This is a genomic window from Streptomyces sp. NBRC 110035 (assembly GCF_000829695.1).
Classification (GTDB): Bacteria; Actinomycetota; Actinomycetes; order Streptomycetales; family Streptomycetaceae; genus Streptomyces.
Map to the genome: position 1 here is coordinate 137,831 of NZ_BBNN01000024.1, position 14,690 is coordinate 152,520.

13 protein-coding genes and 1 pseudogene are annotated in these 14,690 nt (G+C 73.2%); 10 read left to right on the forward strand and 4 right to left on the reverse strand.

All coding sequences use genetic code 11. From position 1 onward, the window contains the following. Positions 1-717 (forward strand): dethiobiotin synthase, encoded by a 717-nt coding sequence (gene bioD / locus TU30_RS14655; protein ID WP_042169649.1) that lies wholly within the window; start codon positions 1-3, stop codon positions 715-717. Between the two features lie 165 nt (positions 718-882). Beyond that, positions 883-1,575, forward strand: coding sequence for a class I SAM-dependent methyltransferase (locus TU30_RS14660; RefSeq protein ID WP_042169652.1), 693 nt, complete (start codon positions 883-885; stop codon positions 1,573-1,575). Positions 1,576-1,617: 42 nt separating this feature from the next. Here the strand turns inward: TU30_RS14660 and TU30_RS14665 are convergent, their stop codons facing one another. Then, the gene (locus TU30_RS14665) at positions 1,618-1,992 is read right to left on the reverse strand and encodes a hypothetical protein (RefSeq protein WP_042169655.1); all 375 of its coding nucleotides are present in this window, start codon (positions 1,990-1,992) and stop codon (positions 1,618-1,620) included. A 4-nt stretch (positions 1,993-1,996) separates the two neighbouring features. Further along, on the reverse strand, positions 1,997-2,272 hold the full coding sequence (locus TU30_RS14670) for a hypothetical protein (protein ID WP_042169659.1): 276 nt from the start codon (positions 2,270-2,272) through the stop codon (positions 1,997-1,999). A 185-nt stretch (positions 2,273-2,457) separates the two neighbouring features. On the opposite strand from TU30_RS14670, the gene TU30_RS14675 reads away from it, so the two are divergent. The 7 genes from TU30_RS14675 to mug all read left to right on the forward strand — a co-directional run bounded on the left by TU30_RS14675 (position 2,458) and on the right by mug (position 11,659). Then, positions 2,458-3,363, forward strand: a complete 906-nt coding sequence (locus TU30_RS14675) for an ABC transporter ATP-binding protein (protein WP_042169661.1) — start codon at positions 2,458-2,460, stop codon at positions 3,361-3,363. A 4-nt stretch (positions 3,364-3,367) separates the two neighbouring features. After that, a complete protein-coding gene (locus TU30_RS14680) occupies positions 3,368-5,935 on the forward strand; it encodes an ABC transporter permease (protein ID WP_042169663.1) in 2,568 nt (855 codons plus the stop codon). Between the two features lie 374 nt (positions 5,936-6,309). Then, complete coding sequence (locus TU30_RS14685) at positions 6,310-7,734, forward strand: hemolysin family protein (protein WP_042169665.1); 1,425 nt, start codon at positions 6,310-6,312, stop codon at positions 7,732-7,734. Then, a complete protein-coding gene (locus TU30_RS14690) occupies positions 7,731-8,744 on the forward strand; it encodes a hemolysin family protein (RefSeq protein ID WP_042169668.1) in 1,014 nt (337 codons plus the stop codon). The genes TU30_RS14685 and TU30_RS14690 overlap by 4 nt, the downstream gene beginning before the upstream one ends. 68 nt (positions 8,745-8,812) lie before the next feature. Next, positions 8,813-9,589, forward strand: coding sequence for an SGNH/GDSL hydrolase family protein (locus tag TU30_RS14695; RefSeq protein WP_042169670.1), 777 nt, complete (start codon positions 8,813-8,815; stop codon positions 9,587-9,589). A gap of 85 nt (positions 9,590-9,674) precedes the next feature. Then, a complete protein-coding gene (gene purB, locus TU30_RS14700) occupies positions 9,675-11,117 on the forward strand; it encodes an adenylosuccinate lyase (protein ID WP_042169671.1) in 1,443 nt (480 codons plus the stop codon). A 44-nt stretch (positions 11,118-11,161) separates the two neighbouring features. Continuing rightward, positions 11,162-11,659, forward strand: coding sequence for a G/U mismatch-specific DNA glycosylase (gene mug / locus TU30_RS14705; RefSeq protein ID WP_042169851.1), 498 nt, complete (start codon positions 11,162-11,164; stop codon positions 11,657-11,659). A 36-nt stretch (positions 11,660-11,695) separates the two neighbouring features. Here mug and TU30_RS14710 read toward each other — a convergent pair whose 3' ends face one another. Further along, complete coding sequence (locus TU30_RS14710; protein WP_042169673.1) at positions 11,696-12,421, reverse strand: ABC transporter permease subunit; 726 nt, start codon at positions 12,419-12,421, stop codon at positions 11,696-11,698. 2 nt (positions 12,422-12,423) lie between these two features. Continuing rightward, complete coding sequence (locus TU30_RS14715) at positions 12,424-13,344, reverse strand: ABC transporter ATP-binding protein (protein ID WP_042169674.1); 921 nt, start codon at positions 13,342-13,344, stop codon at positions 12,424-12,426. Between the two features lie 108 nt (positions 13,345-13,452). On the opposite strand from TU30_RS14715, the pseudogene TU30_RS14720 reads away from it, so the two are divergent. Continuing rightward, positions 13,453-14,660: pseudogene (locus TU30_RS14720) on the forward strand (sensor histidine kinase). The last annotated feature ends 30 nt before the right edge of the window (positions 14,661-14,690 follow it).

Genomic DNA, 14,690 nt, shown 5'->3' on the forward strand with positions numbered 1-14,690 from the left:
ATGCCGGTGCTGGTGATCACGGGCACGGGCACCGAGGTCGGGAAGACGGTGGTGACGGCCGCGGTCGCCGCGACGGCGCTCGGGGCCGGCCGGTCGGTGGCCGTGCTGAAGGCGGCCCAGACCGGGGTGCGGCCGGACGAGCCCGGGGACGCCGAGGAGGTCGTGCGGCTCGCCGGGGCCGTCACGGCCGCCGAACTGGCCCGGTATCCCGACCCGCTGGCGCCCGCCACCGCCGCCCGCCGGGCGGGCCGGGCGCCGGTGCGTCCGCACGACGTGGCCGAGACCGCCGCCGAGCTGGCCGCCGAGCACGATCTGGTGCTGGTGGAGGGCGCGGGCGGGCTGCTCGTGCGGTTCGACGAGGACGGCGGGACGCTGGCGGACGCGGCGGCGCTGCTGTCGGCGCCGGTGCTGGTGGTGGCGGCGGCAGGTCTCGGCACCCTGAACGTCACGGACCTGACGACCCGTGAACTGCGCTCGCGCGGACTCACTCCTGCGGGCGTGGTGATCGGCAGCTGGCCCGCGGAGCCCGGTCTGGCCGAGCGCTGCAACCTGCGGGACCTGCCGGAGGTGACGGGGGTACCGCTGCTGGGCGCGGTGCCGGCCGGCGCGGCGGCCCTCGCCCCGGCCGGCTTCCGGACGTCGGCACCCGGGTGGCTGGCGGCGCGGCTGGACGGCACGTGGGACGCGGCGGCGTTCCGGGGGCGGGAGGCCGCCTGATCCCCCGCGCGGGCCCTGTGCTCCGGGCGCCGGCGCGAGGGGTGCGCGGGGTGCTCACAGGGGACAATCACGGGAGGGCCCCGGTCGGCCCGGGGCCCGTCCTGCGGGAAGCGGGGCCCTCGTGACCTGCCTCGGCTCCCGGGTTCGTCCAGACAGGGAGGCCCCATGTCCGCCGGCTCCGCGAAAGTGGCGCGGGATCCCGTGCACCACCCGCTGTTCGCCCGTTGCTACGCCCGGTTCAGTGAGGCCGCCGAGACCCGCGCGGGCATGACCTCGGTCCGCCGGCGGCTGCTCGGCGGGCTGTCCGGTCGGGTGATCGAGGTCGGCGCGGGCAACGGCCTCAACTTCGCGCACTACCCGGACACCGTCTCGGAGGTCGTCGCCATCGAACCGGAGCGGGTGCTGCGCAGGCTCGCCGTGGAGGCCGCCCTGCGTGCCGCCGTCCCGGTGGACGTCGCGCCGGGTGCGGCGGAGGCGCTGCCGGTCAAGAGCGAGGCGTTCGACGCGGCGGTGGTCTCCCTGGTCCTGTGCAGTGTGCGGGACGTGCCGCGGTCGCTCGCGGAGCTCCGGAGGGTGCTGCGGCCGGGGGGTGAGGTGCGGTTCTTCGAGCACGGGCGGGGCGGCGGCCGGGTCATGCGCTTCACCCAGCACGCTCTGGACCGGACGGTGTGGCCGCTGCTGACGGGGGGCTGTCACGTGGCGCGGGAGCCGGTCGGCGCGCTGCGGGAGGCGGGCTTCGAACTCGGCCCGTACCGGCGGACGCTGATGCCGGAGAACGGGCCCGCGCTGCCGACGTCGTACTGCGTGCTGGGCACCGCCTGGCGGCCGTCGGGCGACGCGGCGACGGACAGGCGCTGATCACCGGCTCCGGCTGCCCGCCTGCTCCGGCACTCCGGCCGCTCACTCGCTCCAGCCGCGCAGTTCGGCGGCGATGTCGTCCACGGAGGCCTCGCCGTTCTTGACCAGCCGGGCCAGATCGCGAACCTGTTCCGGCGAGGTGACGACCTTCAGCCCGCTGGCGACGAGGTAGGCGTACGCGACGGCGGAGGCGAACAGGGCGTTGGAGCGTTCCAGCGCGGGCACGTGGAGCAGAAGTTGGAGCAGGGCGGCGGCGCGGGCATGCGGGCTACCGTAGACGGGGACGTCGAATATCTCGGCCTCGTGACGCGCGACGGCGGCGACGAGAGCTCCCCAGTCGGTGACCTGGGGGTCCCCCGGAGTCTGCCGCTCGGCGAGCATCAGCAGCCAGGCGAGGTCGATGCGCAGGTTGTCCAAGGGATCAGCGGCGACCTTCGCGCGAGCCTTCGCCGTCCTCCCCCGCCCGCGGCGTGGCGCGGGCGGGCGCACCTGCGTCGAACTCCTCGGCGAAGACGGTCTCGTACTGCTTCATGAAGTCGGCGGCGGCCTCCACGAAGGTGCGGCCGGCCTCACCGGCGTCCTGTCGGACCAGTTCCTCGATGTAGCGGTTGACGCTCATCCCGCGGGCCAGGGCGCGTTCCCGCGCCGCTCGGGCGGTGCCCTCGTCCACGCGTACGTTCAGCTGGGTCTTCGCCATACCTTGAAGCTAGCGCGCCGGCGCTAGCACCGGCAAGGGTCGACGGAGACGGCAAAGATACCCTTTACACCGAAATGACACGGTTCTGCACCTACGGGGGATATCCGGTGTGGGCGCCATCACACTACCCTCGGGCTCGACCACCATGACCGGCACGGCCCGGTGTCCACACGGAGGAGGCGGTCTTGTCCACACCCGCTGCGGAACATGCCCCCGGCCTCGCGTCGGCCGACTCGGTCGCGGCCCGCGCCCGCGGCCTGACGAAGGCCTACGGATCCGGCGAGACGACCGTGCTCGCCCTGGACGCGGTGGACGTGGACATCGTGCGCGGCCGGTTCACGGCGGTGATGGGCCCGTCGGGGTCGGGGAAGTCGACGCTGATGCACTGCCTGGCCGGGCTCGACACCGTCTCGGCCGGACAGGTGTGGCTCGGCGACACCGAGATCACGGGGCTGAAGGACCGTGAGCTGACGCGTCTGCGCCGGGACCGGATCGGGTTCATGTTCCAGTCGTTCAACCTCGTCCCGACGCTGAACGCGCTGGAGAACATCACGCTCCCCATGGACATCGCGGGCCGGAAGCCCGACGAGAAGTGGCTGGACCAGGTCATCGACACGCTGGGCCTGCGGGACCGGCTGCGGCACCGGCCGGCTCAGCTGTCCGGTGGCCAGCAGCAGCGCGTGGCCTGTGCGCGGGCGCTGGCCTCCCGGCCCGAGCTGATCTTCGCGGACGAACCGACCGGCAACCTCGATTCGCGTACCGGACTGGAGGTGCTCGGGTTTCTGCGCGAGGCCGTGGACCGGCTGAACCGGACCGTCGTGATGGTCACCCACGACCCGGGCGCCGCCACCCACTCCGACCTGGTGCTGTTCCTGGCCGACGGGCGGATCGTCGACGAGATGGAGCGGCCCACGGCGCAGGCGGTGCTCGACCGGATGAAGCGGTTCGACGTCATCCGCGCCCAGGTCGGCGGCGGCGGACCGGCACCGGGCGGCGCCCCCGGCACCGCGCCCGTTGCCGGCTCCGCCGCCGGGGGTGCCGTACCCGCCGAGCCGGCCCCCGGCAAGGACGACAAGGACGGCAAGGACTGAGACCGTGCTGAAGGCGACGCTCAGGAGCTTCCTCGCGCACAAGGGACGGCTGCTGCTGTCCGCGCTGGCCGTCGTCCTGTCCGTGGCGTTCGTCGCGGGCAGCCTGATCTTCTCGGACACCGTCTCCCGTACCTTCGACCGGCTCTTCGCCTCCGCCTCCGCCGATGTGACGGTCTCTCCCCCGGACGACCTGGACGCGGCCGTACCCACCGGCGAGGTCCGCACCGTGCCCGCCTCCCTCGCCGAACGGCTGGCCGGGACCGACGGGGTCGAGTCCGCCCGCCCCGACGTCGAGGCCGGGAACATCACGGTCGTCGACAGCGACAACGAGCCGGTGGGCCCGACGACCGGCGCGCCCACCCTCGCGGTGGACTGGTACGCCCACGAACGCAGCGTCGTGGAGCTGACCTCGGGCCGCACCCCGCGCGGTGCCGGGGAGGCCGTACTGGACGCGGACACGGCCGACGCCGAGGACGTGGCGATCGGTGACACCCTGTCGGTGCAGGCGCAGCCGGGCACCTTCCGCGTCGAGATCGTCGGGATCGCCACCTTCACCACCACGAACCCGGGCACAGCCCTCCTCTTCCTCGACCCCGAGGTCGCCGCCGCCGCGCTGCTGGGCTCCGCGGACCGGGCCACGAGCATCGCGGTCGAGGCGGCGCCGGGCGTGAGTGACGAGGAGCTCGGGCGCCGGGTCACCGAGGTGCTCGGCGCCGGCACCTACCAGGTGGAGACGGCCGACGAACAGGCCGCGACGGCCGCCGAGGAGCTGGGCGGGTTCCTCGACGTGATCAAGTACGTGATGGTCGGCTTCGCCGGGATCGCGGTGCTCGTCGGCATATTCCTGATCGTCAACACCTTCTCGATGCTGATCGCGCAGCGCACCCGCGAGCTCGGGCTGCTGCGGGCGCTCGGCGCCGACCGGCGTCAGGTGCGCCGCTCGGTGCTCACCGAGGCGGTGCTGCTCGGCCTGATCGGCTCGACGCTGGGCCTCGCGGCCGGCATCGCACTCGCCTACGGACTGATCCGGCTGATGAGCGCCTTCGGCATGAACCTGAAGACCACGGAGATGGTCGTCGGACGGGCCACACCCGTCACGGCGTACGTGGTCGGGGTCGGGGTCACCTTCGTGGCCGCGTATCTGCCGGCCCGCCGCGCGGCGGCCGTGTCTCCCATGGCCGCCCTCGCCGATGCCGAGATCGCCGGGGTGGGCCGGCCGCTGCGGATCCGCGCGATGGCGGGCTCCGTGGTCGGGGTGCTCGGCGCGGCCGCCCTCGTGGGCTGCGCCGTCTCCACCGAAACGGGGCCGGCTGCCTCCCTGCTGGGGCTCGGGGTCGTTCTCACCCTGATCGCGACGGTCGTCGCCGGTCCGTTGCTGGTGCGGCCGGTGATCCAGGTGCTGGGCGGGGCCTTCCCCGCCCTGTACGGGCCGGTGGGCCGGATGAGCCGGCGCAACGCCCTGCGCAATCCCCGCCGTACGGGTGCCACCGCTGCCGCGCTGATGGTGGGGCTCGCCCTGGTCGGCGGTATGTCGGTGGCCGGGGCCTCCGTCTCCCGCTCCTTCGACGAGCAGATCGACAGGACGCTGGGCGCCGACTTCGTCGTTCAGAACGCCAACTTCCTGCCCTTCCCCCAGGAGGTCACCGACCGGGTGCGGGACACGGACGGTGTGGGCGTCGTCGTGCGGCAGCGGTTCGCGCCGGTGGCGGTGCAACTGCCGGACGGGGAGCGGATCGAGACGACCGCCGCCGGGTACGACGAGCGGGTCGACGACGTCGCCCGGGTCACGTACACCAGCGGCGACACGTCGGCCGCCCTGGCCGACGGCGGCATCGCCATGGACGCCGGCTTCGCCGCGGACCACGGCGTCCGGACGGGCAGTGTGGTCCCGGTCGAGTTCCCTGGCGGGCAGCGCACCGAGCTGACCGTGGGCGCCCTCACCGACATGGAGGGCGGCGAGGGCCTCGGCATCCGGGGCGGGCTGTTCTTCGGCATCGCGACGGTCGAGAAGCACGTGCCCGGCGGGCAGGACTCAGCGCTGTACGTGAACGCCGCCGACGGCACGGGCGCGGAGGAGCTCCGCGACCGGCTGGCGACGACGCTCGACCCGTATCCACAGGTCCAGGCACGTGATCAGACCGACTACAAGGACCTCGTTCACGACCAGATCGCGGTCCTGCTGTACCTCGTCTACGCCCTCCTGGGGCTGGCGATCGTCATCGCGGTGCTCGGCGTGGTCAACACCCTGGCGCTGTCGGTGGTGGAGCGCACCCGGGAGATCGGGCTGCTGCGGGCCATCGGACTGGGCCGCCGGCAGCTGCGGCGGATGATCCGGCTGGAGTCGGTGGTGATCGCCGTGTTCGGCGCGGTGCTGGGTCTCGCGCTGGGGCTGGTGTGGGGCGTCTGCACACAGCAGGTGCTGGCGCTGCAGGGCATGACCGCGCTCGCGATTCCCTGGGGAACCATCGTGGCCGTCGTCATCGGTGCGGCGGTGGTCGGCATCGCGGCGGCACTGCTGCCGGCCCTGCGCGCGTCGCGGATGAACGTCCTGGAGGCGATCGCGCACGAGTGACCCGCGCGGGTGACCCGCGCGTACGGGCGCGCCGCGCGGACGCCATGGTGCTGCGGCGCAACGGGACCGCGCACCGGGCGTGGGGCGCCGCCGGGTACGTGACCGGGGAACACTGACGCGCCGGGTCGAGCCGCTCCCGGGCAACGCCCCGGACGGCAGGTTCTGAGCGTGCCTGCGGGCGGTGGACGATCTCGCAGGTGACCTTGGGCGGTCCTTTACTCTGGGTGGGTCACTCGGTCCTCCATGAAAGGTTGTGTGCGTCCGCCCATGGGCGAGCCTCCCAGTAGAAAGCGGCATCGAAGTACCCGACGTCGCAGCACATCGCATCGTGCACTCGTTCGCTTCCCGTCCGGCCGCGGGACGGAGGTGACCCGATGACCGAGCTGCTCCTTCTTCTGGTGGCGATCCTGCTCTCCCTCGCGTGCGGCGCGTTCGTCGCGGCCGAGTTCTCCCTCACCACGGTCGAGCGGTCCGACCTCGAGCGGGCCGTGGAGCGCGGTGACCGGGGCGCCGCAGGTGCCCTCAAGGCCGTACGGAACCTGACCTTCCAGCTCTCCGGGGCGCAGCTCGGCATCACGGTCACCAATCTGGTGGTCGGCATGCTCGCCGAGCCGTCGATCGCCGCGCTGATCTCCGGCCCCCTGGAGGCCGTCGGCATCTCCGCGTCGGTGGCGAGTTCCCTGGCACTGGTGCTCGGCACGGCCCTGTCGACCGTCTTCCTGATGGTGGTCGGCGAACTGGTGCCCAAGAACTGGGCGATCTCGTCGCCGCTGGCCGTCGCCAGGAACGTGGGCAACACGCAGCGCTGGTTCAGCGCCGCTTTCCGCCCCTTCATCACGCATCTGAACAACGCGGCGAACCGCATCGTGCGCCGCTTCGGTGTGGAGCCCGCGGAGGAACTCGCCTCCGCACGCGGCCCCCAGGAGCTGGCGGCCCTGGCCCGGCACTCCGCCAAGGAGGGCGCCCTGGAGGCCGACACCGCGGAGCTGTTCGTCCGCACCCTGAACCTCGCCGACCTCACCGCGGAGAACGTGATGACCCCGCGCGTCCAGGTCGTCGCGCTGGAGGTCCAGGCGACCTGCGAGGACGTGGCGAACGCCACTCGGGCGACGGGGCTGTCCCGGTTCCCGGTGTACCGCGGCACCTTCGACTCGGTGGTCGGCACCGCGCACGTCAAGGACGTACTGGCGGTGCCCGCCGAGCGCCGGGCCCGGGTCCCCGTGTCGGAGATGATGCGCGAGCCGCTCCTGGTCCCGGAATCGCTCACCGTGGACCGGCTGCTGGACCGGCTCTCCGGTCGGCGCACCATGGCCGTGGTGATCGACGAGTACGGCGGCACGGCGGGCGTGGCCACGCTGGAGGACATCGTCGAGGAGGTCGTCGGCGAGGTCCGCGACGAGCACGACCCGCACGAGACCCCCGACCTGGCCCGGACGGGTTCGGACGAGGGCGGGCACGACCTGTTCTCCGCCGACGGTTCCGCGCGCGTGGACCAGCTGGCGCGGGTCGGCCTGCGCGCGCCGGACGGGCCGTACGAGACCCTGGCCGGGCTCGTGGCCACCGAGCTGGGCCGGATCCCCGCCGTCGGCGACACGCTGGAGGTCGTCGGCTGGCGGATGGAAGTGCTGGACGCGACCGGCCGTCGCGCGGCACGCGTACTGCTGCACGCGCCGCTCCCCGACCCGCACCCCCAGGACGCGGGGGACGAGCGGTCCGGTGCCGGGTCGGCCGCCGAGCCGGACGGTCGGACGGCCGGCAGGGGACACGGCACGACGCGTGAGAAGGAGGTCCGGCGATGATCGCCGTACAGCTGCTGATCGGCCTGGCGACGCTGGTCGTCAACGCCTTCTTCGTGGGTGCCGAGTTCGCGCTGATCTCGGTGCGCCGCAGCCAGATCGAGCCGTACGCCGACCAGGGCGACCGGCGCGCCAAGAACGTGCTGTGGGGCCTCGAGCACGTCTCCGCCCTGATGGCGGCCGCGCAGCTCGGCATCACGCTGTGCACCCTGGTCCTCGGTGTGGTCGCGGAGCCGGCCATCGCGCATCTGCTGGAGCCGGCGTTCCACGCGATGGGCGTGCCGGACGGCGCGGGGCACGCGGTGTCCTTCGTGGTCGCCCTGTCGCTCGCGACGTATCTGCACATGCTGCTGGGCGAGATGGTGCCGAAGAACATCGCGCTCGCGGAGCCCGTGCGCAGTGCGCTGCTGCTCGGACCGCCGCTGGTGGCACTGTCCCGGGCGCTGCGCCCGGTGATCTTCACGATCAACGCCTTCGCCAACGCGCTGCTGCGGCTGCTGCGGGTCGAGGTGCGCGACGAGGTCGTGGCGACCTTCTCCGACGCGGAGCTGGCGCAGATGGTGAAGGACTCCGGCGAGGCGGGTCTGATCGACGACCGTGCGCAGGAGCGTCTGAACGACGTGCTGGAGCTCGGCCGCCGGCCGGTGCGGGATGTGGTGCTGCCGTTGGAGAGCGTGGTCTACGCGCGCGTGGGTGTCACCCCCGAAGGACTGGAGGCGCTCTCGGCCGAGTCCGGGTACTCCCGCTTCCCGGTGGTGGACGAGGGCCGGCGGATCGTCGGTTACCTGCACGTGAAGGACGCTCTCGACGCCTCGCCGCGTGACATGCCGTTCCTGCTGCGGGACATGCGCTCCATCGCGCGGGTGCGGGAGAGCACGCCGATGGACGACGTTCTCACCGCGATGCGCGGCAGCCGTACGCATCTGGCGGCCGTGCTCGGGTCGGACGGACGGCTGGCGGGCCTGGTGACGATGGAGGACGTCCTGCAGAAACTGTTCGGCCAGCGGGCCTGAGCGGGGACCGGGCGGGGAGGGAGCCGACCGACCGACGGGTATGTGCACGGGCTATCATCTCTGTCGCCATGCGGACGAACCCCACTCACACCAGCCTGGTCGCGGTCGGCGACTCCTTCACCGAGGGCATGTCGGACCTGCTGCCCGACGGCACGTACCGGGGGTGGGCCGACGTCCTCGCGGCGCGGATGGCGGCCGTCGCGCCCGGCTTCCGGTACGCCAATCTCGCGGTGCGCGGCAAGCTGATCCGGCAGATCGTCGACGAGCAGGTGGACGCCGCCGCGGCCATGCGGGCCGACGTGGTCACCCTGGTCGGCGGGCTGAACGACACGCTGCGGCCCAAGTGCGACATGGTCGCGGTGCGGGATCTGCTGACCGAGGCGGTGGAGCGGCTGGCCCCGCACTGCAAGCAGCTGGTGCTGATGCGCAGCCCGGCCCGCCAGGGCCCCGTGCAGGAGCGGTTCCGGCCGCGCATGGAGGCGCTGTTCACCTGTGTCGACGAGCTGGCCGAGCGGCACGGCGCGCTGGTCGTCGACCTGTACGGGGCGCCCTCGCTCGGCGATCAGCGGCTGTGGGACGTGGACCGGTTGCATCTGACCGGAGACGGGCACCGCAGGGTCGCGGAAGCCGTGTGGCAGACCCTGGGCCACCCACCCGAGGATCCCGAGTGGCAGTTGCCCCCGCCGGCCTCGCTGCCGCCCGGCTGGACGGAGCGGCGGGTCGCGGACGCCCGGTTCGCGCGGCAGTACCTGCTGCCGTGGATCGGCCGCCGTCTCACCGGCCGTTCCTCGGGCGACGGCCTCCCGCCGAAGCGCCCCGAGCTGCTGCCGTACGACCTGCGGTGACGGCGGGCCGCCGCCTCGCCTCGTAGCTTCCTCCAGATCACCCCGCGGCACCGACCTGCACGAATCACCAGTAAACTCCGTGCACGTGACTGCTGAGCCCGCCAAGCCCCGTATCCCGAACGTCCTCGCCGGACGTTACGCCTCCGCCGAGCTCGCCACGCTCTGGTCCCCCGAGCAGAAGGTGAGGCTCGAGCGGCAGCTCTGGCTCGCCGTGCTGCGGGCGCAGAAGGACCTCGGCGTCGAGGTGCCGGAGTCGGCGATCGCCGACTACGAGCGGGTCCTCGACCAGGTCGACCTGGCCTCCGTCGCGGAGCGCGAGAAGGTCACCCGGCACGATGTGAAGGCGCGGATCGAGGAGTTCAACGACCTCGCCGGGCATGAGCACGTGCACAAGGGGATGACCTCCCGCGACCTCACCGAGAACGTGGAGCAGTTGCAGGTCCGGCTGTCGCTGGAGCTGATGCGCGACCGTACGGTGGCGGTGCTCGCCCGGCTCGGCAGGCTGGCCGGTGAGTACGGCGAGCTGGTCATGGCCGGCCGCTCGCACAACGTGGCGGCCCAGGCCACCACGCTCGGCAAGCGCTTCGCCACCGCCGCCGACGAACTGCTCGTCGCGTACGGCCGGCTGGAGGAGCTGCTGGGCCGCTATCCGCTGCGGGGCATCAAGGGCCCGGTCGGGACGGCGCAGGACATGCTGGACCTGCTGGGCGGCGACGCGGACCGGCTCGCGGAGCTGGAGCGGCGGGTCGCCGGGCACCTGGGCTTCGCCGAGGCGTTCACCTCGGTCGGCCAGGTCTACCCGCGGTCGCTGGACTACGAGGTGGTGACCGCGCTGGTGCAGCTGGCGGCGGCACCCTCGTCGCTGGCGAAGACGGTCCGGCTGATGGCCGGGCACGAGCTGGTCACCGAGGGCTTCAAGCCGGGCCAGGTCGGCTCGTCGGCGATGCCGCACAAGATGAACACCCGTTCCTGCGAACGCGTCAACGGCCTGATGGTGATCCTGCGCGGTTACGCCTCGATGACCGGGGAGCTGGCGGGCGACCAGTGGAACGAGGGCGACGTGTCCTGCTCGGTGGTGCGCCGGGTGGCGCTTCCCGACGCGTTCTTCGCGCTCGACGGGCTGCTGGAGACGTTCCTGACGGTGCTCGACGAGTTCGGTGCGTTCCCGGCGGTCGTCGCCCGGGAACTGGACCGCTACCTGCCGTTCCTGGCCACCACCAAGGTGCTGATGGGCGCGGTGCGCGCGGGTGTCGGCCGTGAGGTCGCGCACGAGGCGATCAAGGAGAACGCCGTTGCCACGGCCCTCGCGATGCGGGAGCAGGGCGCCGAGCGCAACGACCTGCTCGACAAGCTCGCGGCCGACGAGCGGATCCCGCTCGACCGGCCCGCCCTGGACGCGCTGATGGCGGACAGGCTGTCCTTCACGGGTGCCGCAAGCGCCCAGGTCACCGCGGTCGTGGGCCGTATCGACGAGATCGTCAAGCAGCACCCGGAGGCCGCCGGGTACGCCCCTGGGGCGATCCTCTGACGCGCTTCACCCCGCAGGAGTTGCGGGCCGCCCGCGACCGGCTGGTGCCGGACGTGGCCGCGGACGGCCTGCACGTGCTGTTCTGCGGCATCAACCCGGGCCTGATGTCGGCCGCGACGGGCCGCCACTTCGCCCGCCCCGGCAACCGCTTCTGGCCGGCGCTGCACCGCTCCGGCTTCACACCGAGGCTGCTGGTGCCGTCCGAGCAGGAGGAGCTGCTGTCGTACGGGCTCGGCGTCACCAATGTCGTGGCCCGGGCGAGTGCGCGGGCCGACGAGCTGAGCGCCGAGGAGTACCTTCAGGGCGGGCGGCTGCTCGGCCTGAAGGTGGACCGGCTCCGTCCGCGGTGGCTGGCCGTTCTGGGGGTCACCGCGTACCGGGTCGCGTTCGACGACCGCGGGGCGAAGGTGGGGCCGCAGGCCCGGACGATCGGCGGCACGCGTGTGTGGGTCCTGCCCAACCCGAGCGGGCTGAACGCGCACTGGACGCCGGCGGCCCTGGCCGAGGAGTTCGCGCGGCTGCGGGAGGCCGCGCGGGGGTAGACACCGGACCGCCCGCCCCGCGGGGCGTCGGCCGGGTCAGGCGTCCCTGCGGCGCAGGCTCCACGCTCCCGCCAGCAGTGCGGCGGCCGTCCACAGGGCGGTCACCGCAAGACCCGACCAGGGGCCCGGCGTTCCCTCGTGCGTCTGCTGGAGGATCACCTGTCCGGCCCGGTCGGGCAGGAAGTCGACGGCGGTGCCGGCCGCGTCCCCGATCACGAACGACACGATCAGGATGAACGGGATCAGCACGGACAGCGTCGCCACGCCGCTGCGCAGCAGGGTGGCCAGTCCGGCCGCGAACAGGGCCATCAGTGTGAGGTAGACGCCGCAGCCCACGACCGCACGCGCCTGCTCGCCCGCGGTGAGCCCGTCCGCCGCGGAACCCATCGTCGCCCTCGCGGCGAAGAGGGAGACCAGGGCCGTCAGCAGACCGACGGCGAGCGCCGGCAGGGCGATGGCGGTCGCCTTGGCCGCGAACCAGTGTCCGCGCTGCGGGACCGCCGACAGCGACAGCCGCAGCGCGCCGCCGCGGAACTCCGCCGACACCGCCATGGCGCCGAAGGAGATCGCGGCGATCTGCCCCAGGTGGACCCCGAACTGGGTCGTGAACAGCGGGTCGAACTCCGGTTCCGACGTGCTCGACGCACCGCCGAGCGCGGAGAACGCGGTGCCCGTCACGAACAGCACCGCCAGCGCGCCCAACAGCGGGCGGAGCGTGCGGATCTTCAGCCACTCGGCGTGGAGTACGGGTGCGAACTGCATGGTCAGGCCTCCTGGGGCGGTGCGGCGAACTCGGTCCCGGCTGCTGTGAGGTCCAGGTAGGCCTGTTCCAGCGTGCCCTCGTCCGCGGTGAGTTCGAGGATCGGTACGCCCGCGGCGGAGGCGAGGCGCCCGATGTCGTCCACGCGCGCGTGCGGCACGGTCCAGTGCCCGTCCTGCTGCCCGACCACCTCGTGACCGTGCGGGGCGAGCGCGCTCTTCAGCGCGACGGGGTCCGAGGTGCGGATACGGACGGCCGGTCGCACGCGGGCCTCGATGAACGCGCGCATCGGGGTGTCCGCCAGCAGCCGGCCCCGGCCGAGGACGACGAGGTGGTCGGCGAAGGACGCGGTCTCGTTCATCAGATGGCTGGAGACCAGCACGGTGCGCCCCTCGTCGGCGAGCCGGCGCAGCAACTGCCGTACCCACACGATCCCTTCCGGGTCGAGGCCGTTGGAGGGCTCGTCGAGCATCACCACCTCCGGGTCGCCGAGCAGGGCGGCGGCGATGCCCAGCCGCTGGCGCATGCCCAGGGAGTACGTCCGTGTCCTGCGCGTGGCCGCCGGGGTCAGACCGGTCTCCGCCAGCACCTCGTCGACCCGGCGGTCCGGGATGCGGTTGCTCGCAGCCAGGACCCGCAGGTGGTCACGGCCGGTGCGGGCGTCGTGCGCGGCCTGCGCGTCCAGCAGGGCGCCGACGCGGCGCAGCGGTTCGCGCAGCGTGGCATAGGCACGGCCGCCGAGGGTGGCGGTGCCGGTCGTCGGGCGGTCGAGGCCGAGCACCAGCCGCATGGTGGTGGACTTTCCGGCGCCGTTGGGGCCGAGGAAGCCGGTGACGCGGCCGGGCAGGACCCGGAAGGTGAGATGGTCGACGGCTCGCCGGGTGCCGTACTCCTTGGTCAGGTCGTGGACGTCGATGCTGGTCATGTGCACCAGCGTGGCCGCGGCCCGGGGTCCGGCGCCTCCCCCGGGCGGGGAGATCGTCTCCCCCTTGCGGGGGAGGCCCGTCGCCGGTGGCGGTGCCACGATGTCCCCATGGTCCGCATGCTGCGCCCCTTCACCCGGGCGGTGACGTACACGCGATGGCTGCATCTGTTCATCGCCGTCGTGTGGCCCACCATGTGGTCCCTCATCGACAGCTCCCGCATGTACGTCGCCGTGGTGCTCCTCGCACTCGCCGGACTGGTCCCCGCGATGCGGACGGCGGAGGGGCTCCAGGCCTCCGTGCTGCTCCTCGGCCGCCGTCACGGCGCGGACGACCCCCGGCACGCGGGAGATCCGGGGAAGGCGGAGGGGGCGGGCCGCAGGAAGATCGTCACGACTCCGGCCACCGTTGGGCGGACCGCGGGCGAACCGTCGTATGGCTCCAGTGCCGCCTGGCCATCGGCTGCGTGGTCTCCTTCCTCACCATTCACCTCCCCATGCTCGCCACGGATCTGGTGGCAACGGCCCGTGGCGGCGCACCGGACCCCTCGACGTTCGTCCAGGTTCCCGGACAGCGCTGGTGGCACGCGCTGCTGGTCCCCCTGCCGGTGCTCCTGCTCGCCGGGCTGGTGGTCGGGGCGGGCAGGCTCATCACCGTGCTCGCCCCGAGGCTCCTCGGCCCCTCCCCCGCCGAGCGCCTGGCCGCGCTGGAGACCCGTACCGAGCAGCTCCTCGAACGCACCCGTATCGCGCGCGAACTGCACGACACCATCGGCCATGCCCTGACCGTCGCCGTGGTGCAGGCCGGTGCCGCGCGGGCGACGGGCGACCCCGCCTTCACCGACCGGGCCCTGGAGGCCATCGAGGAGACCGGCCGGACCGCCCTGGAGGACCTGGACCGGGTCCTCGGCATCCTGCGCGAGCCGGAGAGGCCCGTGAGCAGCCGGCCGACGCTGGTGGACGCCGACCGGCTGCTGGAGTCCGCCCGTTCCTCCGGCGTGACGGTGGACGCCGAGGTGACCGGCCCCCTGGACACCGTGCCGGGCCCGGTCGCGCGCGAGGGGTACCGCATCCTCCAGGAGTCGCTGACCAACGTGCTGCGGCACGCGGGGCCGGTTCCGGTGCGGGTGGGGGTGCGGGTCGCCGACGGCGCCCTGCTGCTGGAGATCCGCAATCCACTCGCCGGAAAGGTACCGGGCCCCGGACGCGGCAGCGGCCTGCGCGGCGTCCGCGAGCGCGCCGCGCTGCTGGGCGGCCGGGCGCGGACCGGTCCGCACGAGGGTGACTGGCGGGTCCGGGTCGAACTGCCGCTGGGCTGAGGCGGGGTGTGCCGCACCGGGCCGTAGGCC